Below are 23,965 nucleotides of genomic sequence, written 5' to 3'. Positions count from 1 at the left end.
ATAAAATTATGACCTGTTAAAAGGTTTGCTATTACCTAAAATGCTTGCATTATGAAAAGGTTTAGTTATCAATTAACCTGCTTCTTTTTGTTGCTGCTGCAAATTCATTTTGCTATCGCCCAATCTGCATCTTATTTAAATCCAGCTCTTCCTATACCTGTCAGGGTAAATGATCTTATCAGTCGCTTAACGCTTGAAGAAAAGGTATGTCAGATGATGAATAACAGCCCTGCTATTCCACGGTTAAACATACCTGCTTATAATTGGTGGAATGAAGCATTGCACGGCGTTGCCAGGTCTGGTGTTGCAACGGTATTTCCGCAAGCAATTGGTTTAGCTGCTACTTTTAATGATAGCCTTGCTTTTGCAGAGGCTACAGCCATTTCCGATGAAGCAAGGGCTATGTATGCTGCATCAATAAAACGTGGTATTTATGAACAATATGCAGGCTTAACTTTTTGGACACCCAATATCAATATTTTCAGAGATCCGCGTTGGGGAAGAGGGCAGGAAACTTATGGAGAAGATCCAACATTAACTGCAAAAATTGGGGTTGCATTTGTAAATGGGTTGCAAGGCAATAATCCCCAATATTTAAAAGTTGCTGCCTGTGCAAAACACTATGCAGTACATAGCGGACCGGAGCGTTTACGCCACTCGTTTAATGCGGTTGCTTCTATAAAAGATTTGAGAGAAACCTATTTGCCTGCTTTTAAAGCTTTGGTAAAAGATGCACATGTTGAGGCTGTTATGTGTGCATACAATAGTACGAATGGTGAGCCCTGTTGCACAAATACTTTTTTGTTGGATGATATATTAAGAAAGGAATGGAATTTTAAAGGGCATGTTGTTTCTGATTGTGGTGCAATTAGTGATATTTATGAAGGCCATCATTATGTTAAAACTGCCGCAGAGGCGGTAGCGCTTTCAGTTATAAAAGGCGTGAGTTTAGATTGTGGTGTTGAATATCCTGCATTGATTGATGCGGTTCACCAGCATTTAATTATTGAATCAACCATTGACAGTGCACTGGCTGAATTATTAACTACTCGTTTTAAACTGGGCATGTTTGATGGCGCAAATGCCAATCCGTATAACAAAATACCTGAGTCAGTAATTAATAGTCCGGCGCATCGTGCATTAGCCAAAGAAGTGGCCTTACAGTCTGTTGTATTACTAAAAAACAATGGTGTGCTGCCGCTCAAAAATAATTTACCGCGATATTTTATTACAGGGCCGAATGCTTCAAATGTTGATGTTTTATTAGGCAACTATTATGGTGTAAATAATAGGCTGGTTACATTTTTAGAAGGTTTTGCCGGCCATATTGCAACGGGTAGTCAGTTGCAATATAAAATGGGATGTTTATTAGACAGGCCATCTTCGAATCCAATTGATTGGACTACCGGTGATGCTAAAAATTCTGATGTAACCATTGCTGTATTAGGTGTTTCAGGATTATTGGAAGGCGAAGAAGGCGAATCAATTGCTTCTCCAACTTATGGTGATCGTTTAAATTATAATATCCCGCAAAATCAAATTGATTTCTTAAAAAAATTAAGAGAAGGCAATAAGAAGCCCATTGTTGTGATTGTTACAGGTGGTAGTCCAATGAATTTGTTAGAAGTGCATCAGTTGGCAGATGCGGTTTTATTGGCCTGGTATCCGGGTGAAGAAGGAGGTAATGCAGTAGCTGATATTGTTTTTGGAAAATCTTCACCATCAGGAAAATTACCTGTTACATTTCCTATGTCTTATGATCAATTACCGCCTTATGATGATTACAGTATGCAGGGCCGTACATATCGCTTTATGAAGTCAACACCCATGTATCCATTTGGTTTTGGATTGAGTTACACTCATTTTTCATATAACAAGCCGGTTGTTAGTAAATCAAATATTCAGGCAAAAGACAGTATTCAATTTACTGTTACAGTTCAAAATACCGGCAAATATGATGGTGCTGAAGTGGTGCAATTATATGTTCAACATAAAGATGCCCCTGCAGATGCGCCGGTTTATGCTTTAAAAGCATTTAAAAAAATTAATCTTCGTGCTGGTGCATCTCAAAAAGTTTCATTTATAATAAGCCCGGATATGTTGGAATTGGTAAATGAGAAAGGTGAATCATATTTACCGAAAGGAACCATTGATATTTATGCAGGAGGCTCCTTGCCGGATAAACGAAGCATTGAACTAGGTGCTTCTAAACCAGCATCTCTTTCTATAATCTCAAATTAAATTTTATTTCCTTATTAACTAATTTAGTTATGCCATATAATTTCAATTCGAGCTAATAATTTAAAAAAATAAATAAACTGAACCACTCAGTAAAGAGAAATAAATAAATACCAAAACAAATAATTATGAAAAAAATGATTGCTCAAAAAATGAAGCAACTGCCAGGCAGGTTAATACGGCAGTTTCATTTCTCATTTTCATTAGCCATATTCTCAACTTTTTTATTGATTGTTTCCACTCAGCCACTTTATGCTCAAAATAATGAGTCAAGAAAAATTGTGAAAGGGGTTGTAGTAAATGAAAAGAATGAACCGGTTGTAGGTGCCTCTGTTACTGTTCAGGGATTAAAAGTTGGCACTACTACAAACGAGCGGGGTGCATTTTCACTTTCTGTTCCTGAAGAGTCAACTTTAGTAATAAGTTATGTTGGTTATCAAAACAAGTTTATTGATATCAACAAAAATACATCTGATATTTCTATTCAATTGCAATCTGCCAATAATGATTTAGATCAGGTGGTAGTAGTTGGTTATGGAACACAACGTAAGCGTGATGTTACCGGATCTGTATCTTCTGTAAATGAACAGGCTTTAAGGGATGTACCGGTTGCCAATATGCAACAAGCCTTACAAGGTAAAGCAGCGGGTTTAGAAATACAGACAGTAGGAACCAAGCCAGGTTCAGGTGCGCAAATCCGTATCCGTGGTACAAGGTCAATCAGTGGTTCGAATGATCCGTTATTGGTATTAGATGGTATTCCCTATGATGGTAGTTTAAATGATATTAATCCCGATGATGTTGCTTCGGTAGAAATATTGAAAGATGCTTCGGCTACAGCCATTTATGGATCAAGGGGTGCAAATGGAGTATTGTTGGTTACTACCAAACGTGGAAAAGCCGGTGCTACCAGAGTTTCTTACAGTGGCTATTATGGTATTGGAACCGTATCTAATAAATATCCTGTATTTAATGCGGCCGAATATCAGGCTATGCGCAACATCTCTCCATGGAATCAGGGTTATGAGCCGGAAGAACTGGCATATATGGCTGCGGGTAAATCTACTGACTGGCAGAATCTGATGTATCAAAATTCTCATAAAACAGATCAAAATATTACTGTATCAGGGGGAACGGCTAATGGTAGTACCTTTTCGCTCGGTGGTGGTTATTATAACGAAACTGCATTATTACCCGGACAGGATTTTACCCGTTATTCTGTTAGAGCAACCATCGACTCAAAAGTAGGTAATAGAATAAAAATTGGTTTAAATACCATGAACAGTGTGGGTGTTACCAACGGTTCTCAATTTGTGAATCCCATGTTCCCTATATTAGCTTTAAGCCCTTTAATGCCGGCTTATGATAGCACCGGAAAAATAATTACTGCACCTAATGGCAATAATGATGACAGACAAATTCAATACAGCCCCTTGTTGCTTAAACACAATAACAATAGCTGGGTTGACAGAGTAAGAAGATTAAGAACTTTTAATAGTTTGTATGCTGAATATCAGATCATGCCCGGTTTAAAATACCGCGCCAATATTGGGTTAAATTATACACAGGAAGAAGATGATCAGTTTCAGGCATCAGATGATCCTACCGGCATCAATCCCAGTTATTTCCGACCTCAAAAAGGGAATACTGCTTATGTAAACAATGCCGAAGCCTGGGGCTATACTGTTGAAAATATATTAACCTATGATAAATCAATCAAAAAACATCGTTTTAATTTTACAGGTCTGTATAGTATTCAGGAGTACCACACACATAATACTTCTGTAAGCAAAGATTCAATTACCGATAATTTTTCTCAATTCTATGCTTTAGGCCTGTCAAATCCTACACCTGCACCTGTTGTAAGCGGAGGTGAGCAGTCATGGGCACTGATATCTTACATGGGGCGTTTAAATTATAATTATGATAATCGGTATATGCTAACGCTCACCGGCAGGATAGATGGTTCTTCAAGATTAGCCAACGGGCATAAATGGCATCAGTATCCTGCGGTTTCTGCAGGTTGGAATTTGAATAATGAACAATTTTTTAGAAACAGCAAATTTTTATCCAATAACTTTTCTAATTTGAAACTGAGGGCGGGATTTGGTCAAACCTCTAACCAGTCCATTAATCCTTATTCATCATTAGGACTGGTTTCTAATAATAATGGTTTGGCAAACCCGGGAAATGTAATTCGTTATAATTACGGACCAACTGTTGTAACAGGATACAATGTTTCGGCATTGCCTAATCCAAACTTAGACTGGGAATATACCAAAACAGTTAACGTGGGTATTGATTTTGGAATTTTGAAAAACAGGATTACCGGATCAATTGAATATTACCACCAACACACCGATAAAATTTTATATAGTGTGGTGTTGCCTCCAACTTCAGGTGTTTCAGGAAATTATACAACCAATGTAGGATCTATGCAAAATCAGGGTATGGAATTTACCGTCTCTACCATCAATATTCAAAACAGGCATGGGTTTAGCTGGACAACTGATTTGAATTTATTCTTCAATCAGAACAAGCTGCTTAGCTTAAGTAGTGGAATAGCACAGGATATTGCCAATCAGTTATTTGTTGGTTATTCCATGACAGCAATTTATGATTATAAAAAGTTGGGAATCTGGCAGAAAAATGAAGCTGCACGAGCTGCGCAATATGGTTCTGTTCCCGGTCAAATTAAGTTAGAAGACCATAGCGGACCTGGTGGAAAACCGGATGGTAAAATTGATGCGAATAATGACAGATATGTAATTGGCAATGGTGATGCAAAATTACAAGGCGGTATGACCAATCGGTTTGCCTATAAAAATTTCGATTTGTCGATTGTAGTGTACGCTCGATTTGGCGGGTTATTGGTGAGTCAGATTCATCAGCCTGTTGCTTCTTATTTAACGGTAATGGATGGTAAAAGAAATGGTATTAAAGTAGATTACTGGACACCAACCAACCCAACCAACTGGTTTCCCGAGCCATCAACATCCATCAGCCCAATTAGTACTGCGTGGACAACACTCGGTTATTACAATGCTTCTTTTGTTCAAATTAGAAGCATCAATCTGGGATATAGCTTTGGAGATCGCATGCTGAAAAGAGTTAATGCACAGTCAATTCGCTTGTATTTCACAGTAGATAATGTTGGTTTTCTTTTCTCTCCCTATAAAAACCAAACCGGTATTGACCCGATTGGTACCAATGTAGGTAATGCAGGAGTGGGAAATCCGGGAAATTTAAGAAGCGGTAATAATGGCATGGTTACCATTAATGCCAGTACACCACTTCCCAGAAATTTTATTGTAGGTGCCAATATTAGCTTTTAATATTTAAAATAATATATATGAAATCATTGTATAAAATTTCAGTCATATCAGCTGCTTTGGTTGCTATGTTAAGTGTTGGGTGTAGTAAAAAGTTACAAGAGCACCCTTACACAGTTTTTACGGTAGATTATTTTAAAACACCTACCGGATTACAAAGTGCTGTTAATGCTTTATACTCCGGTATGCGCTTTAATTACGGCCCAGAAGGTGCAGTAGGTATTACCTGTGACGGAACAGATGAATGGACCTATGCAGACCAGCCAAGAACCGGTGCCGGTGGTACTGCTGATTATTTAACGTTAGGTAATTATACGTTAGATGCTTCTAACGGCGCCATATTGACGCCTTGGAACAGAAATTACTCGAATATTAATTTAGCCAATGCAGTGATTGATTTAGCCCCAACTGTAAACATGGATACCACCATTCGTAATGGAATTGTTGCCCAGGCGCGTTTTCTCCGTGGGTTATACTATTTGTTATTGGTTGAACAATTTGGTGCAGTACCTACTGATTTAGGTGCAGGCGATTTGCATTTTAACGCAACTCCATATCAAGGGTTTAATCGCTTACCTACCGCCGATTTGCTGGTAAAAAATTATCAAGCCATGATTAATGATTTTACCTATGCTACACAGTACTTGCCCTACCAGCGCCCGGCCAATGCATTCAAACTTTCAAAAGCGGCAGCTTATTTAATGCTGGCACGAACCTATATTTTTAGAGCATATTCTGCCGCAAAACAAAGTTCTGATTTTGCAAATGCTTATAATGCCGCAATGGAAGTAATTAATAATCAGGCTAAGTACGGAACATCTTTACTGCAAAATTTTGCTGATGTGAATAGAGAAGGGAATGAATATAATCCGGAAATATTGTATTCGGTTGAAAGGATTCCCGGTGATAATAACGACAATGAAGTAGGTAATCCATCAGGCATTGGAGGCGGTAAAGGTGTAGATGCAAGCAATGATTTTACTCCCGATTATACTACGGTTAAATCACCTAAGGCAAATTCATCTACTGCGCCATGTGCAACAAGAACTGTATTATATGGCAGGCCAATTAGAAGGTTTTGCCCTACAGCATGGTTATATAATGTTGCTTTTGCTGATAAATTGAATGATAGCAGATATGATGGCAGCTTTAGAACGGTATGGCTGGCAACCCAGGCAGGTGGCGGTTTTAATGTAGGTGATACCGCTTTTGTTTTGGCATATACCAATGCAATGGCCGATTCTATGAATGCCATTCCAAAACCTTACAGGGTAATTGCTCCGAGAGAGTTTTATATTATTGGAGGTACCACCACCCAAAATATTTATCCTTCTTTACGCAAATATGAAGACAGTAAAAAAATGCAGGCCAATGATGCGGGCGGACGCCCATTTCCTGTTGCAAAATTATCTGAATTGTATTTATTGGCTGCTGAGGCTGCTTTTCAAACCGGAAAGGTTAATCAGGCAGTTACACTTATCAATGTAATTCGGGAGAGAGCTGCTTACAGGCCCGGTTTATCTGCATCCGACTTATCAGCCCGTGTAGTTGCAATGGATATCAATGCATCGCAGGTAACACTTGATTTTATTTTAGATGAAAGAACCAGAGAATTATGCGGCGAAAGCCTAAGATGGCCCGATCTGGCCATGCGCGGTAAATTGGTGCAGCGTGTACAATTGTATAATCCGGATGGTGCCGCAAATATTCAACCATTTCATACACTCAGGCCTATTCCTCAAAGTCAGTTGAATGCTACTGCTGATGCAAATAGGGCACAATATCAAAATCCGGGTTATTAATTTTTTTAAATAAGAAAACAAATTATATGAAAAAAGTATTGCTTTATATAGCCTTGCCGATTTGCTGTTATGCAGGATTATCTTCCTGCAAAAAGGTTCCGGTAAATAATATCATGAATCTGGGCAATTATTCAGATACATCCGGATTGATTAAAGCAGCAGCCACAGCAGATGGTTTTCCGTTTGGGTTGGCAATTGATTACACCCCTATGTTGAATAATCCGGTTTATGCCGGAACAGTTACCCGGGAAGCAAATAGTGTAACGTTTGGTTATCAAATGAAGCATGGCGCTATTGTTCAAAATGATGGTAGTTTAAATTATACCAATACAGATGCACTGGTGAATGCATGTGTAAATGCAGGTTTACAAATTTATGGACATACTTTAGGCTGGCATCAAAACCAAAACGCTACTTACTTAAAAAGTTATGCTGGTATTACAATTCCTGCAGCAACTGAATTACTGGCGAATCCCGGTTTTGAGTTGGGCAATGCAACTTCTTTTAGTAACTGGTCAACTTATAATGCATCTAACGGTGCTACCATTTCTGTAACAACAACCCCGAGCCAAGTGCATAGTGGTACACGTGCAATGATGGTGGTTAATCCTGTTGCCAACCCTGGTAGTCAATGGAAAGTTCAGGTAGCCAGTGATTTGTTTAATACAACGGTTGGTCATCAATATACCGTTTCTTATTGGGTATATGCAGCAGCTGCGGGTGGTTCTATCCGTCTTTCTACCCAAACCAGTGGCGGTGGTTCTGCCCAATATCAGGGAGATCAGACCATTGGCACAAGCTGGCAATTAATTACCTGGACAATCACTGCAAACTCACCTCAAACCAGAATTTTGTTTGACATGGGGCAAGCCGCTAATACCTATTATATTGATGATGCCAGTGTAAAGCAGGTAATAGCAGCGCCATCAGGCTCGCAAATTGCGGTGAAGTTAGATTCGGCACTCAATAATTTTATTACCAATACAGTTACCCGATATAAAGGAGTGGTAAAAGCCTGGGATGTTATCAATGAATTATTTGCCGATAATGGTACATTGCGCAATAACAGTAATACTTCTATAACAGGATCGGATGTTTTGGTTTGGTCAAATTATATGGGAAATACTTATCCTCTGCATGCATTTCAGTATGCACAAGCGGCAGATCCTAATGCCTTATTGTTCATAAACGATTATGGTTTAGAATCTAATTCAGTAAAATTAGATTCGTTGATTTCGTATGTTAAATTTTTAAAAGCAAATGGTGCAAAAGTAGATGGCATTGGAACACAAATGCATATTGCCTGGAATACCAGTTATGCAGGTATTGATGCTATGTTCCAAAAACTGGCAGCTACCGGCTTATTGATTAGAATTTCAGAATTAGATGTTCGTATTAATCCGAATGATAAAACCGGATTTATGCCAACCTCACTATTTTATGGTTATCAGGCCGATATGTATAATTATGTTGTAAACGCTTATTTAAAATATATTCCCAAAGCACAACGCTATGGCATTACAGTTTGGGGCGTTGATGATCCTGAAAGTTGGATTATCACATCTCAGAAAAAAGTTGATAACCCATTATTATTTGATGCCAATTTTGCAAGAAAACCTGCATATAGTGGATTTTTAAATGCACTTAAAGCACAACAATAATAATTCATGCAAATGATTTAACCGTGCATATATTAAGTAAGATAAGTTAACATGGCAATATACCCCCTTTGCCTGTTAGCTTATCTTTTACTTACAAACAATATTCAATAAAACAAATAGTAGTTGAATAGTCTCCCCCAAAAATTTTGTGTACAAAACTCCTTATCGCTTTATCTTTATGCATCAGTAGTCGTTTAGTAACTGCCGATGATTCTTCATCGGCATATTTTATAAAATAATTCCTGTTCATCTATGAATCAACAATATTTCATGCAACAAACCATGCGTTGGTTTGGTCCAACTGACCCTGTAAGTTTACAAGATATCAAACAAGCCGGCTGTAGCGGTGTAGTAACGGCACTGCATCATATTCCGGTAGGTGATGTTTGGTCTGTTGATGCCATTCTGGAAAGAAAAAAGATGATTGAGGCTGTTGGCCTTAAATGGACTGTTGTAGAAAGTTTACCCGTGCATGAGGCTGTCAAAAAGCAGAAAGGAAATTTCGAAATATACATTACTAATTATAAAAAAAGCCTTGAAAACCTTTCTCAATGTGGCTTAGAGGTAATTACCTATAATTTCATGCCCATATTAGACTGGATGCGCACAAATGTAAATTATACCATGCCCGATGGCAGTAAAGCCTTGTATTTTAACCGACTGGCTTTTATTGCATTTGATTTATTTATGTTGCAAAGGCCCGGCGCAGCAGCAGAATATACAGCTATTGAAAAAGAAAATGCATGGCACACATTTCAATCAATGAATGAGGAAGAGAAACAAACACTTTTTAATAATACCCTGCTTGGGTTGCCCGGAAGTGAGGAAAGTTTTACACCCGAACAAATTTTAAAAGCACTTCAGGAATATAAAGCGATTGACGCTTTAAAATTAAAGCAACATTTATTTTACTTTTTGCAGCAAATTGTTCCGGTTGCCGAATCAACAGGTTTAAAATTGGCTATTCATCCTGATGATCCACCTTACCCGATGCTTGGTTTGCCCAGAATAGTAAGCACTGAAGCCGATGTGGCAGATTTACTGACGGCAGCACCCTCATCTGCCAATGGTATTTGTTTCTGTACCGGATCATTTGGTGTAAGGGCTGATAATGATTTAGTAGCCATGATTGAGCATTTTGCAGGTCATATCCATTTTATTCATCTCCGCAGCACAAAACGAGATGCGGATGGTAATTTTTATGAAGCCAATCATTTAGAAGGAGATGTAGATATGTATGCTGTTGTAAAAGCATTGTGGGATATAATGCAAAAACGTAAAATAAGTATCCCCATGCGACCCGACCATGGGCACCAAATGTTAGACGATTTAAAAAAGACAACTTATCCTGGCTATTCGGCAATAGGGCGTTTACGAGGTTTGGCTGAATTACGTGGATTGGAATTGGCTATTTCACGCATATAATACATTAACTACTTTTACAATAGCAAAAACGTTTCTGTTTTGGGTATCGCCAAAAATTGTTCGAGAAATTTTTCCGGTGGGGCTGTTAATTTTCGTGTTGATGTATCCATCCATGCACCATCAATATTAATGATGGCATGCAATGTTCCATTTTCGTTCTTTAATTCATGTTGTAAATTCCAACGGTCGCCACTTGCCGTAGCTGAACGCATTTGTAAGTTAACTTGTATTACATCATTAAAATGAATTTCTTTTTTAAAAATGGCTTCTTCTCTAAAAAGAATAGGACCTAGATGGTGTTGCAAAAGTAATTGTGGCGTTAAACCGGTTTCGTTCAAATAGCACATTCTTACATAAGCACCCCAATCATAATAAACACTATGCCTAACATGAAAATTAGGATCTAAATCGCTCCAACGAATTGTAACATGCTTTAAATATGTTTCCATTTTTTTCAATCAAATTAATCAATTCTCTGTTTTCAAAAAAATATTTGTACAGGTATACATTTCTGTTTTTTAATAAAATTTCTGTTAGAGATTACATTTGGCGATGCACCCATCCCGATGATTGGGGAGTAGCTACTTTAAATATTAGTGGCAATGATACTACGCTTAAAAATTTAACTATTCAAAATACCTATGGGTTTGAAATTAATACAAGTATAGTATACTGTGCTTCAGTTACCATTGAGAACTTTTCAAAAAAAATCAGGAAAGATGGGCATCAAATGGCACTTAGAACATTTGCTACAACAAGGCTAAAAGTAATCAACTGTATTTTAAAAGCATTTGGTGGTGATACGGTCAGCCCAAGGAGTGTAACTGATGGTATGTTTTATTTTAAAGATTGTACCATGATGGGTGGGGTTGATTTTTATTGTCCACGTGGATGGGCTTATGCAGAAAATTGTACTTTTATAGCCACTAGGGCCCTGCCAGTATTTGGCATGATGGCTCTGCGAATGAAGATGCTAAAACCGTATTGAAAAATTGCTGCTTTGAAGGATATAATGGTTTTATGTTAGGAAGGTTTTATAAGGATGTCAATTCTATTTAATAAGTTGCCATTTTGCAGCCAATATGGCAACCTATTATTTAGTACCCACCCCATAAGGTAATTCAATGGGGCTATCGGGTGTATTACTATAACTGCCACAAATCTGGTGGAGATTGTGAATGGTTTAAAAATAATTTACAAACCGCAAAAGGGTTTCCGTTAGCAAAAGATATTACTCCGCATTGGGTATTTGGCGATAAATGGAATCCAGTTAAAAATTAAAAGTATATGAAATTATCAAAAAAAACATTAGCAAAAATTCGAAAAATAAGTGGCCTGTCATTGCCGGATGAAACCATATTTTCATTACCTGAAAAAATTATTCAGTTTGGTACCGGAGTGCTTCTCAGAGGCTTACCCGATTATTTTGTAGATAAGGCAAATAAGCAGGGTAAATTTAATGGCAGAATTGTTGTTATAAAATCAACACAATCAGGTACAACTGATGCATTTACGGATCAGGATGGTTTATATACCATTGCGGTACGAGGCATTGAAAATAATACTATAATTGATGAATATTGGGTAAATGCAGCCATCAGTCGTGTGTTAAATGCAAATGATGCATGGAGCGAAATTTTATCCTGCGCTGCAAATCCTGCGCTGCAGATTGTTATTTCTAATACCACGGAGGTGGGGATTGCATTAATGAAGGATGATGATATTTTTGCCGCTCCGCCGACCTCATTTCCAGGTAAATTATTGGCATTTTTATATCACCGTTACACAATTTTTAATGGTAGCCATGAAAGTGGAATGGTGATAATTCCGACTGAACTGATTGTAAATAATGGAAAAAAATTAAAAGAAATTGTGCTTGAGTTAGCACATATCAATCATTTAAATGAGGGGTTTATTCAATGGCTGCATGAATCGAACGATTTTTGTAATTCTTTGGTAGATAGAATTGTGCCCGGCAAATTACCACAACAAGAAGCGCAATTTGCAACTGCGCAATTAGGCTATCAAGATGAATTGATGATTATGAGTGAAGCTTATCGCTTATGGGCTATTGAAACATGCAGTGATAGAACTAAAGCCATTTTATCATTTGCCGAAGCCGATAGTGGCGTTATAATTGATGAAGATATTACCATGTATCGTGAGTTGAAATTGCGTTTATTGAATGGTACACACACCTTTTCTTGCGGGTTGGCTTTTTTGGCAGGTTTTGATACGGTAAAAGAAGCTATGGGCAACCGAATTTTCACAGCATTTATTACGAATTTGATGTTATATGAAATTGTGCCGGTAATATTAAGCGAAAAGTTAACGCAACAAAAAGCTAAACAATTTTCTTTACAAGTAATTGATCGTTTTAAAAACCCTGCTATTGCACATCATTGGATTAGTATTACCATGCAGTACACTTCTAAAATGAAAATGCGAAATGTTCCAATCGTCTCAAAGTATTTGCTACAATTTAAATCTATACCCAAATTAATGGCATTGGGTTTTGCCGGTTATCTATTATTTATGAAAACACAATTAAATAATGCAGGTCAGCCAATTCAGGAACAATATCAGCAACAGTATATTGTGCAGGATGATTATGCCATTCAAATACATAAGCTTTGGGTTGAAACAAGTAGTTTGGATTTGTTAATACAAAAAATATTAAGCGATCAACAATTTATGGATATGGACGTTGCCACAATTCCCGATTTTGTTTGTCAGGTAAAATCTTATCTAACCGATTTATTGAAGGGAAATGTATTACAGGTAATTGAAAATATTGTACAAGAGCAAAACGTATATACGTTGATTTAAATAACATGTTATGAAAAACGCTGTCATAAAAATACATCCAAAAGATAATGTAATAGTAGCATTGCGTGATTTGAAAAATGGCGAGGTGGTTTCGTTTCAGGAAGAAAAATACAGAGTAACAGAAAATATTCCGGCAAAACATAAATTTTTTATACATGATATGCAACCGGGCGATGCTGCTATTATGTATGGGGTAATGGTAGGAAAAGCACAGCAATTTATACCTTCAGGTGCATTAATGACTACTACTAATTTAAAACATGCAGCCGAGCCTTATAAGTATAGAAAAACCCATTATCAATGGCAGGCACCTGATGTTACTGCTTTTAAAAGCACTACCTTTAATGGATATCATAGAAGCGATGGCAGTGTTGGAACAGCAAATTATTGGCTGTTCATTCCAACTGTGTTTTGTGAAAATAGGAATTTAGATGTAATAAAAGAGGCACTTCAGGAACCGTTAGGATATGCTGTTACCGATAAATATAAAATATTTACACAGCACTTAATTGATGCTTATGAAAAAAATGAAAGTATTGATGAGGTAGTTTTCAATAATATCTCAATATCATCTGAGAAACGGTTATTCAAAAATGTAGATGGTATAAAGTTTTTAAATCATCAGGGTGGCTGCGGCGGCATTCGTCAAGATGCTGCTGTATTGGGTAAATTATTAGCTGCCTATGCCAATCATCCAAATGTAGGTGGCGTAACCGTAATAAGTTTAGGTTGCCAAAATCTTCAATTAAAGGAATTATTATCAGAAATTAAATCCTATACCCCCAACTTCGAAAAACCACTTTTTGTTTTTGAACAGCAGCAAATTGGTAATGAAAGTAAGCTCATTTCAGAAGCCATCCGGGCTACTTTTAAAGGGCTGATGCAAATCAATGAAATTGGTAGAAAGCCTGCACCGTTGTCTAAACTTACATTGGGTGTTAAATGTGGTGGAAGTGATGGATTCAGTGGTATTTCTGCAAACCCGGCAGTTGGTTATTGTGCCGATCTGTTGGTTGCTTTGGGAGGCAAAGTTTTGTTGGCCGAATTTCCTGAATTGTGCGGAGTAGAGCAAGAGTTGATTGATAGGGTGAACAATGAAACCATAGCCCAAAAATTTATTGATTTAATGCAATCATATAGTGCCGCTGCATTAAAAGTGGGTTCTGGTTTTCATATGAATCCATCTCCGGGAAATATCAAAGACGGCTTGATAACAGATGCTATTAAAAGTGCAGGCGCTGCCAAAAAAGGAGGCACATCACCCATTGTAGACGTACTCGATTATACTGAAAAAGCTGTTAAACCCGGATTGAGTTTGGTTTGCACACCGGGTAATGATGTAGAAGCAACTACAGGAAAAGCCGCGAGTGGTGCTAATTTAATTTTATTTACAACAGGATTGGGTACGCCAACCGGCAATCCGGTTTGTCCCGTTATTAAAGTATCCAGTAATACCGCTTTAGCACAAAAAATGCAAGATATTATTGATATTAATACCGGTCCCGTTATTGAAGGTGATTTAACCATTGAACAGATGGGTACACAAATTTTAGAATATTGTATTAAAGCAGCCAGTGGTGAAGTAATACCAAAAGCAGTTTTACTGAATCAGGATGACTTTATTCCCTGGAAGCGGGGTGTAAGTTTGTAATACAATCTTACATCGTGTATTACAGATGAATAAAAAATTACGATTAATTGAAAGTTCAAATACATGAATATGAAACCATTTTTAGATGAGGATTTTTTATTGCACAATAAATCTGCAGTAAAATTATACCACAATTTTGCAAAACCAATGCCTATCATCGATTATCACTGCCATTTGTCACCTCAACAAATTGCAGACGATGTAAGGTTTAAAAATATTACACAAATTTGGCTATATGGTGATCATTATAAATGGAGAGCCATGCGCACCAATGGTGTGGATGAGCAATTTTGCACAGGCAATGCTTCTGATAAAGATAAATTTACGCAATGGGCTGCTACTGTTCCTTACACCTTACGAAATCCATTGTATCATTGGACGCACTTGGAACTGAAACGTTATTTTGGCGTTACTGAAATATTGAACGAACATTCTGCAGATCGTATTTATGAACAATGCACGGCTTTGTTACAGCAACCTGATTATTCAGTAAAAAGTTTGTTGCGTAAAATGAATGTATATACCGTATGTACTACCGATGATCCTGTAGATACACTTGAATATCACCAGAAGTTAAAAAATGATGGCTTCGAAATTCCTATCTTACCTGCATTTCGTCCTGATAATGCCATGAACGTGGCAGATCCCGAAAAGTTCAATAGTTATCTTAAAAAATTAGAAGGGGTAACCAATATTTCAATTTCTTCATTCGATGATTTTTTATTTGCATTACAAAATAGACATGATTTTTTTGCTTCAATGGGTTGTGGTGTAAGTGATCATGGGTTAGAAGAAATTTATGCAGAAGATTTTACCGGTTCTGAAATTGACAGTATTTTCAATAAAGTACATTCAGGCAAACATTTAAATGATTTGGAACAACGTAAGTTTAAATCTGCTATGTTGGTTCATTTTGCAGAATGGAATTGGGAAAAAGGATGGATACAACAATATCATCTGGGAGCATTACGCAACAATAATTCTCGTATGTTAGCCACATTAGGCCCCGATACCGGTTGGGATTCTATTGGTGATTTTCAACAAGGAAAAAACTTATCTAAGTTTCTTGGAAAATTAGATAACGATGACCGATTGGCGAAAACCATTTTATACAACTTAAATCCTGCCGACAATGAATTAATGGCAACAATGGTGGGCAATTTTAATGATGGCTCTGTTGCAGGTAAAATTCAGTTTGGTGCTGCATGGTGGTTTCTTGATCAAAAAGACGGAATGGTGAAACAAATCAATGCACTATCAAATATGGGTTTGTTAAGTCGTTTTGTGGGTATGCTTACAGATTCAAGGAGTTTTTTATCTTATCCGCGGCATGAATATTTCAGAAGAATTTTATGTAATTTGTTTGGGGAAGAAATTGAAAATGGTGAACTGCCGAATGATATTCCATGGATTGGAAAAGTTATTCAGGACATTTGCTTTTACAATGCTAAAAATTATTTTAACTGGTAAAAAACGAATAATGGAATTTGAATTTACATTACACTTCTCTTGTTCATTAAAACCTTGTTGTCAATTTGTTTAGTATAATACTTTTATGAAAAAAATATTGTGCTTTGGTGAATTATTATTAAGAATGTCGCCCCAATCAAATGGCGTTTGGTTACGGCAACATCAACTGTCTGTTTATGCGGGCGGAGCCGAATTAAATGTAGCATATGCGCTGGCTCAATGGAATATGCCGGTAGCTTATTGTACGGCATTGCCGGATAATTTTTTAGCGAAAGATATTATTCAGGGTTTAAAGAATGATGGCATTGATACCACCCATATTCAGATGCAAGGTAAACGGATAGGGCTTTACTTTCTAGAACGGGGTACTGATGTTAAAAATAAACACGTTTATTTTGATCGGGAATTTTCTTCATTTGCTACTTTACAGCCCGGTACCATTCATTGGGAAAAAGTGCTTGAAGAAATTAACTGGCTACACTTTTCAGCCATTGTTCCTGCATTAAATGATACTGTTGTAAGGGTTTGTGAAGAAATGTTGCAAGTAGCTTCGCAAAAAAATATAACTATTTCACTGGATTTAAATTTTAGAGCATCGCTTTGGCAAAATAATCGAAATCCGGCAAATATTGTTCCTGTTTTGGCTAAGTACTGCAACGTGATAATGGGTAATATTTGGTCGGCTAATACTTTATTAGGTGCCCCGCTTCAACTATCAGGGCAAGAAGATGTTGAAAAGTCAGTCTATCTTACGCATGCAGTTTCAACCGCTGAATATATTTTACAGCATTTTCCTAAATGCCATACCGTTGCCAATACATTTCGTTTCGACACATTCAATGGAGGCATACAATACTATGGTACATTGTACACAAATGGACAATTATATGTTTCAGCTAATATGCATTGTACAAGTGTAAAAGATAAAGTAGGCAGTGGCGATTGTTTTATGGCAGGATTAATTTTTGGGTTAATTCAGCAGAAAGACCCACAAACTATTCTCAATTTTGCTGCAGCTGCTGCATTCGGTAAATTGCAGGAAATGGGCGATACAACCCGACAAACTATTGCAGACATACAAAAAACAATACAACAATATGCATAATCGTAAACAAGCAGCTTCTATCATTACATCACAAGGTATATTGCCGCTATACTATCATGCTGATGCAGAATTAACCATTGCTATTGCGCATGCATTATACAAAGGTGGTATAAGAGCCATTGAATTTACCAATAGGGGCGAAAATGCGTTGCAAAATTTTAAAATACTGGTATCAGAGCGTAATTGCACTATGCCCGACTTATTATTATGTATAGGAACCATTACCACGCCACAGGATGCAAATTTATTTATTGAAGCAGGTGCTGATGTATTGATTAGCCCGGTATTTGATGCTGATGTTTCTGATGTGGCCTACATCAACAAAATATTATGGATTCCGGGATGCATGACGCCTACCGAAATTCATATTACATATTCAGCAGGATGGTCTTTAGTAAAACTTTTTCCGGGTAATGTTTTACAGCCTCATTATATACAGGCAATTCGACCATTATTTCCCTCCATCGATTTTTTGGTTACCGGAGGTGTTGAAACCGATGCAGAAAATATAAGGGCATGGCTAAAAGCCGGTGCCGTTGGTGTAGGTATGGGTAGTAAACTGATCACATCTGCTTTCATTCAAGAAAAAAAATTTGATGCGCTTACCAGTTTGGTTCAAGATATACTTTACATCATTCAACAATTTAAACAAACTGCATGATAAAGAATAAAATTGGTAAATATCGGTGGACTATTGTTGCATTACTCTTTTTTTCTACAACCATCAACTATATGGATCGTCAGGTAATTGGGTATTTGAAACCTATTTTATCAGATAAATATGGATGGTCGAATTCTGATTTTGCAATGATTACTGCCTGGTTTACTGCTTTATATGCAGGTGTAACAGTTTTTGCAGGCGCCATTATAGATAAAATTGGTACCAAATTAGGATTAGCGCTTTCTTTGAGTTTCTGGTCTGTTATGGGTATGCTCAATGCTTTATGTGGCGGTGCAGTTTATCAACATGTAATTGTAAGAAGTTTATTTGGCATTGGTGAAGCCGGTAATTTCCCTGCTTCTATTAAAACAGTAGCCGAATGGTTCCCCAAAAAAGAACGAGCACTTGCAACTGGAATCTTTAATAGTGGCGCCAATGTAGGTGCAATGATTGCTGCATTACTCGTTCCCTGGTTAGCTGCAAATACCTGGTTCAATGGTCAGGTAGAAGGCTGGCGCATGGCATTTTTATTTACGGGTGCCATTGGTTTAATCTGGTTAATATTTTGGTTTGTATTGTATGATACACCGGCAAAGCAAAAAAAATTATCTGAAGCTGAATTTGCATATATACATAGTGATGATATACCAAGTAGCAGTGATGATGTAATAAAAGAAAAAATACCATGGATAAAATTGCTGACTTACCGGCAAACCTGGTCATTTTTTATAGGAAAATTTTTGACGGATGGTGTTTGGTGGTTTTTATTATTTTGGTTACCTGATTATATGAAAAAGCAATTTAACATGCAAGGTGAAGCAATTATGTTGCCATTATTCACAGTTTATGGAGTGGCTATTATAGGAAGTGTAGCCGGCGGGGGATTCCCGATGTATTTTATTAATAAAGGTATGGAAACCTTTAAAGCCAGAATGAAAGCAATGTTGCTCATTGCTTTGTTGCCAATTGTTTTAATTGTAACACAATATTTTGGTGATGTTGCTTTGTTTGGTAATAACGCATATATTTATGCGCTCATCGTAATTTGTATTGCTGCTGCGGCACATCAGGCATGGTCGGCCAATATATTTACAACTGTATCCGATTTGTTTCCTAAAAAAGCAGTGGGATCAGTTACAGGAATTGGTGGTTTAGCAGGTGGGATAGGAGGTGTATTAATGCAGTTGTTAGCAGGCTGGTTAACAGATGCTTTTAAAAACAATCCACAATCTGCTTATTTAATTTTATTTTTGGTATGTGCCTTTGCTTACATTTTTGCTTGGTCAATCATGAAAGTGTTGGTACCCCGATTTAAACCGATTACCGATTTGTAAATGTTACAGCTATGCGTTCATCATTTTTTCTCCTTGTAATTTTTTGTCAAATAACTTTTATGCTCTCAGCGCAACAACGTATTTATTTATACAACAACAATGAAACAGGTATTGTAAATAACGGATTCGATTCTGTTAGGCCATATATGGAATATTACCGGGCAATTGGTTCAGGCTCAGCAAAAACAGCCATTTTGATTTGTCCGGGTGGTGCTTACACACACCTGGCCTGGGAAAAAGAAGGTGTATTGCCGGCACATTTTTTTAATACACATGGTATTGATGTATTTGTATTGTATTATCGATTAAACAATGAAGCGCAACAAGGGCATCGATATCCGGCGCAATACAATGATGCTAATAAGGCTTTGTATTATATTCATGAACATGCTGCAACATTTGGTATCCGGAAGGACAGAATTGGCGTTATGGGTTTCTCTGCAGGCGGTCATTTAGCAGCTACCATTTCTACCTTAAATCCAATGAATGCAAATACAATTACTCCGGCTTTTTCAATTTTGGTATATCCTGTTATTACAATGGAATCTCCTTTTGTTCATGCCTACAGCCGAAAAATGCTTTTAGGTGAACACCCTGCTCAGGCTTTAATAGATAGCCTATCAGCAGAAAAAAATATCACTGCAAAAACACCTCCTGCTATCCTTTTTCATGCCAATGATGATACTTCGGTTCCTGTTCAAAACAGTTTAATGTATTATGAGCAATTGCATGCGCATCATGTTCGAGCCTCACTTTTTATTTATGATCATGGTGGACATGGTTTTGGTATGGCACAGCAAGACCCCTGGTTAAATCAATGGCCCAATCAGGTAATGGGGTGGTTGCAGGCACTGCATTTTGATTAATTTCAATATTATAATTACTGTCTGATTTTTTATTCTTATAAAAGAATTAGTCGCTTATTTAACTAATGCTTGCACTGTACATTCAGGCATTTAATTTCTTCTTTTTTTCTTTAAACTCCTTATTTTATTTTCACTTAAATCGTAGTGCAATTTCTTAGCATTGCTTTTTACCACCTAAGGGTCATTTTATTTTTCTTAATCAATAATTAAATAATTAATTATAGTTTAAGCAAATTATAATTTTGTTTAAGGCACTGGAATGCTTGTCTGGCAATAACTTCACGCCTTGTGTTAAATAAAAATTATTTAACGTTTTTATGATAAACAATGCAGCTTATTTATATTATTGACGCTCATTTTATAATTAACACAATTTAACTGTAACTGTTTTTGAATAGAAAATTTTTAAAATATATTCTTTGCAATGCATGCATGCAGATTTTATAATAGCCAAGCATTCATTGTTTTGAATGATTTACCCAAATGCAACATTTTTAAACCAAACATCAAAAACCATGAGAAAATTTCTGACGTTTTTCCTGTGCCTCATTGTGGCTTCCGGTTCACTATGGGCGCAAACCAGAACGATTAAAGGTAAAATTGTAGACGAAAAGGGTGCTCCGTTACCAGGCGTATCAATTTTAGTGAAAGGTACCCAGTTAGGTACCAGTTCAAATGCCGATGGCACCTTTAGTATTAAAGTACCCGGGTCTGCCAAAACACTTTCTTTTTCGGCTATTAATTTTGCCCCATTGCAATTACCCATTCGTGAAAATATGATGGTACAAATGCAGTCCGGCTCATCTGATTTGTCAGAAGTGGTAGTAGTAGCTTATGGTACTACTAAAAAAACAAATGTAACTGGTTCAGTAGCAACTTTAAAAGGAGATGTTGTTGCTGATAAACCGTTTACATCTGTCGATAAAGCATTACAAGGTAATGTTGCCGGTTTACAGTCTACCTCATCATCCGGTGCACCGGGTTCCGCCACTGATATCCGCATTCGTGGTATTGGTTCTATCAATGCCAGTGCATCACCACTTTGGGTAATTGATGGTGTTATTGCATCAACAGGCGATTTTACGGTAAATACTACAACAGCTAATGTTTTGAGTTCACTTAATCCAGATGATATTGAAAGTATTACTGTTTTAAAAGATGCTGCGGCTACTTCTATTTATGGTTCACGTGCTGCTAATGGTGTTATTTTAGTAACTACCAAAAAAGGTAAAGCCGGACAAACCAGATTGAATTTTAGTACTGAAATTGGAGATAATACTCGAGCCTACAATCCAAGTGTAAAACCATTAACAACTTCACAAGAAGTAACTGTTTATCAACAAGCATTAATCAACGCCGGTTATGCAGCTAATAACACAGGTGCAAATGCCATCATTTATGATCCTGTAAATGGTTTTGGAGTTGATTCAACTATAAATACCAATTGGTTTAATGTAGTTAATCAGCCCCATGCTACTCAGCAACAATATAATTTAAGTTTAAGTGGCGGGAACGATAAAACACAGTTTTATGCCAGTGGTGGTTATTTTAATCAGGATGGTACCACGTTGAATACTTATTTTAAAAGGTACAACGGTAGTATTTCTGTAACGCACCATGCAACAGATAAAATTACTTTTGCTACCGGTTTAAATGGAAGTACCAGCGAACAGTCAACTCCTAACAATGGAGGTGCTTTTGCAAATCCGGTTTTAGAATCTTTCTTTTTATTACCCTGGTATAGCCCTCGTAATGCTGATGGTTCATTAAAGTACAATGATGCTGCCGGTGAATTTCCTCTTCATGGGGGTATCTATAATCCCCTAGTTCAGGGAACCTATAATAAGAATACAGCTAAACAAACCACCCTAAGAGGATATGTTTCAGGTGAATTTCAGATATTAAAAAACTTAAAAATTACCAGCCGTTACTCTGGTGAATACTTTACCATTCAGGAAGATCAATATAGAAACCCATTTTATGGTGATGGATATTCACATGGTGGTGATGCATTTTCTGCCTATACCAGAGTATTTGACTGGACATGGAGTAATTTTGCTGACTTTAGGCAAAATTTGAACAAAGCAAATGATGTTTATTTTGATGCCAAATTAGGTTACGAGGCACAGCAATATAACTATTACACTTTACAGGCAAGGGCACAGGGCTTCCCTGGAACACTTGCTTTACAATATCTTGCATCTGCAGCTACTCCTACCAGAGCCTATGCTCTTCCAAGTGGGAATGCTACAAATTCAATTTTCTCAAATGCTGATTTTAACTACAAAAATCGTTATGTAATTAGTGGAAGTTTCCGTAGAGATGGGTCATCTGTATTTGGGGTAAATAATCGTTATGGTGATTTCTTCTCCATTGGTGCTACCTGGAATGTGAATGAAGAAAACTTCATGAAAAATATTACCTGGATAAATTTATTAAAATTGCGTACCTCTTATGGCTCTAATGGTAACTCATTAGGCTTCGGTAATTATCAGGCTTTAGCTACTTATGGTTATGGAAATAACTATACAGGTATACCTGGAAGCGCTCCTTCAAATATTGGAAATCCGAACCTGACTTGGGAAAAAAATAAGCCTTTTGATGTAGGGGTTGATTTTAGTATTTTTAAAGATCGATTATTTGGAACGGTTGATTTTTATAGTAGAACTACATCTGATTTGTTGGCCAACACAACTTTATCTCCAACCTCCGGTTTCCCTGGAGGTCAGCTAAGTAATGTTGGTAGTGTAAAAAATCAGGGTATAGAAATAACTGTAGGTGGTAAGCCAATCGTTACAAAGAATTTCTCTTGGACAGTAACATTCAATTTTGCCCACAATAAAAATACTGTTGAGTCATTATTCCAAAATAAATCAATCAGTTCCGGTGCATTTTACTATACTGTTGGCCATGATTTACAAGAGTTTTACTTGCGACAATATGCCGGGGTAGACCCTACAAATGGCGATCCTAACTGGTATGCAGATGCCTCACGTAAAACAAAAACCAATAATTATGCAGCTACACAATTGGCTCTGACCGGCATGTCTGCTGCGCCAAAATATTATGGTTCACTTACCAACAGTTTTACTTATAAAAACTTCTCATTAGATGCACAGTTGTTTTATAATTACGGTAATTATTTATTTGATCAGTGGGGGAGTTATTTAAACAGTGATGGTGCTTATTATGGCGCCTTCAATCAAATGAACAGCCAGTTAAATGCATGGCAAAAACCGGGTGACATAACCAGAGTACCAAAAATAATATATGGTGGAAATAAAAATGGATACAGAATATCTACCAGGTATTTATATAAGGGAGACTATGTGCGATTAAGAAATATACAATTGAATTATATGCTTCCATCATCATTAATCAAAAGGGCACATTTAACGAATGTAACGGTTTATATAAGTGGTACTAATTTGTTGACTTTTGGTGTTGATAAAAATGTTCCTTTTGATCCTGAAACTGGTATTAATGGAACCGGCAATTTGGATGTATTTATACCCAAAACAATATCGGGTGGTATAAAAATTGGTTTATAACAATTTTATATTAAATAATGCAATAGCATAATTATTTAAT

The 23,965-nt window shown here is 36.9% G+C and carries 15 protein-coding genes; 14 read left to right on the top strand and 1 reads right to left on the bottom strand.

The genetic code is table 11. The features are described 5' to 3' along the window. Positions 1 to 51 precede the first annotated feature (51 nt). The 5 genes from A0F92_RS06150 (at position 52) to uxuA (ending at position 10,458) form a co-directional block, all read left to right on the top strand. Positions 52 to 2,241, top strand: coding sequence for a glycoside hydrolase family 3 C-terminal domain-containing protein (locus tag A0F92_RS06150; protein WP_068242949.1), 2,190 nt, complete (start codon positions 52 to 54; stop codon positions 2,239 to 2,241). 125 nt (positions 2,242 to 2,366) lie between these two features. Continuing rightward, the gene (locus A0F92_RS06145) at positions 2,367 to 5,573 is read left to right on the top strand and encodes a SusC/RagA family TonB-linked outer membrane protein (protein ID WP_068242946.1); all 3,207 of its coding nucleotides are present in this window, start codon (positions 2,367 to 2,369) and stop codon (positions 5,571 to 5,573) included. A gap of 17 nt (positions 5,574 to 5,590) precedes the next feature. Next, positions 5,591 to 7,372 (top strand): RagB/SusD family nutrient uptake outer membrane protein, encoded by a 1,782-nt coding sequence (locus tag A0F92_RS06140; RefSeq protein WP_068242943.1) that lies wholly within the window; start codon positions 5,591 to 5,593, stop codon positions 7,370 to 7,372. A 26-nt stretch (positions 7,373 to 7,398) separates the two neighbouring features. Further along, on the top strand, positions 7,399 to 9,033 hold the full coding sequence (locus A0F92_RS06135; RefSeq protein WP_068242940.1) for an endo-1,4-beta-xylanase: 1,635 nt from the start codon (positions 7,399 to 7,401) through the stop codon (positions 9,031 to 9,033). A 252-nt stretch (positions 9,034 to 9,285) separates the two neighbouring features. Then, a complete protein-coding gene (gene uxuA / locus A0F92_RS06130) occupies positions 9,286 to 10,458 on the top strand; it encodes a mannonate dehydratase (protein ID WP_068242936.1) in 1,173 nt (390 codons plus the stop codon). A 14-nt stretch (positions 10,459 to 10,472) separates the two neighbouring features. Here uxuA and A0F92_RS06125 read toward each other — a convergent pair whose 3' ends face one another. After that, a complete protein-coding gene (locus tag A0F92_RS06125; RefSeq protein ID WP_068242933.1) occupies positions 10,473 to 10,907 on the bottom strand; it encodes an acyl-CoA thioesterase in 435 nt (144 codons plus the stop codon). Between the two features lie 44 nt (positions 10,908 to 10,951). Here A0F92_RS06125 and A0F92_RS06120 point away from each other — a divergent pair, with 44 nt between their 5' ends. The 9 genes from A0F92_RS06120 (at position 10,952) to A0F92_RS06080 (ending at position 23,925) form a co-directional block, all read left to right on the top strand. Beyond that, the gene (locus A0F92_RS06120; RefSeq protein WP_167516849.1) at positions 10,952 to 11,446 is read left to right on the top strand and encodes a PemB family protein; all 495 of its coding nucleotides are present in this window, start codon (positions 10,952 to 10,954) and stop codon (positions 11,444 to 11,446) included. A 299-nt stretch (positions 11,447 to 11,745) separates the two neighbouring features. Continuing rightward, positions 11,746 to 13,287, top strand: coding sequence for a tagaturonate reductase (locus tag A0F92_RS06115; RefSeq protein ID WP_068242927.1), 1,542 nt, complete (start codon positions 11,746 to 11,748; stop codon positions 13,285 to 13,287). Positions 13,288 to 13,297: 10 nt separating this feature from the next. Then, positions 13,298 to 14,938: a UxaA family hydrolase gene (locus A0F92_RS06110; protein ID WP_068242924.1), complete on the top strand. Its 1,641-nt coding sequence runs from the start codon at positions 13,298 to 13,300 to the stop codon at positions 14,936 to 14,938. A 69-nt stretch (positions 14,939 to 15,007) separates the two neighbouring features. Then, entirely contained in the window at positions 15,008 to 16,408 is a 1,401-nt protein-coding gene (gene uxaC, locus A0F92_RS06105) for a glucuronate isomerase (protein WP_068242921.1), read from the top strand. Between the two features lie 85 nt (positions 16,409 to 16,493). Next, positions 16,494 to 17,513 carry a sugar kinase gene (locus A0F92_RS06100; protein ID WP_068242918.1) on the top strand — a complete coding sequence of 340 codons (1,020 nt, stop codon included), beginning with the start codon at positions 16,494 to 16,496 and terminating at the stop codon, positions 17,511 to 17,513. Continuing rightward, on the top strand, positions 17,506 to 18,174 hold the full coding sequence (locus A0F92_RS06095) for a beta/alpha barrel domain-containing protein (protein ID WP_068242915.1): 669 nt from the start codon (positions 17,506 to 17,508) through the stop codon (positions 18,172 to 18,174). Before A0F92_RS06100 ends, A0F92_RS06095 begins: the two co-directional genes overlap by 8 nt. After that, complete coding sequence (locus tag A0F92_RS06090; RefSeq protein WP_068242912.1) at positions 18,171 to 19,508, top strand: MFS transporter; 1,338 nt, start codon at positions 18,171 to 18,173, stop codon at positions 19,506 to 19,508. The genes A0F92_RS06095 and A0F92_RS06090 overlap by 4 nt, the downstream gene beginning before the upstream one ends. A gap of 59 nt (positions 19,509 to 19,567) precedes the next feature. After that, positions 19,568 to 20,374, top strand: a complete 807-nt coding sequence (locus tag A0F92_RS06085) for an alpha/beta hydrolase (RefSeq protein WP_068242909.1) — start codon at positions 19,568 to 19,570, stop codon at positions 20,372 to 20,374. 515 nt (positions 20,375 to 20,889) lie between these two features. Continuing rightward, positions 20,890 to 23,925, top strand: a complete 3,036-nt coding sequence (locus A0F92_RS06080) for a SusC/RagA family TonB-linked outer membrane protein (protein WP_167516848.1) — start codon at positions 20,890 to 20,892, stop codon at positions 23,923 to 23,925. The last annotated feature ends 40 nt before the right edge of the window (positions 23,926 to 23,965 follow it).

It is taken from the genome of Hydrotalea flava, assembly GCF_001623405.1.
Taxonomy (GTDB): Bacteria; Bacteroidota; Bacteroidia; order Chitinophagales; family Chitinophagaceae; genus Hydrotalea; species Hydrotalea flava.
The sequence above is the reverse complement of the archived record's forward strand: the minus strand, read 5'-3'. Positions and strand labels throughout refer to the sequence as shown.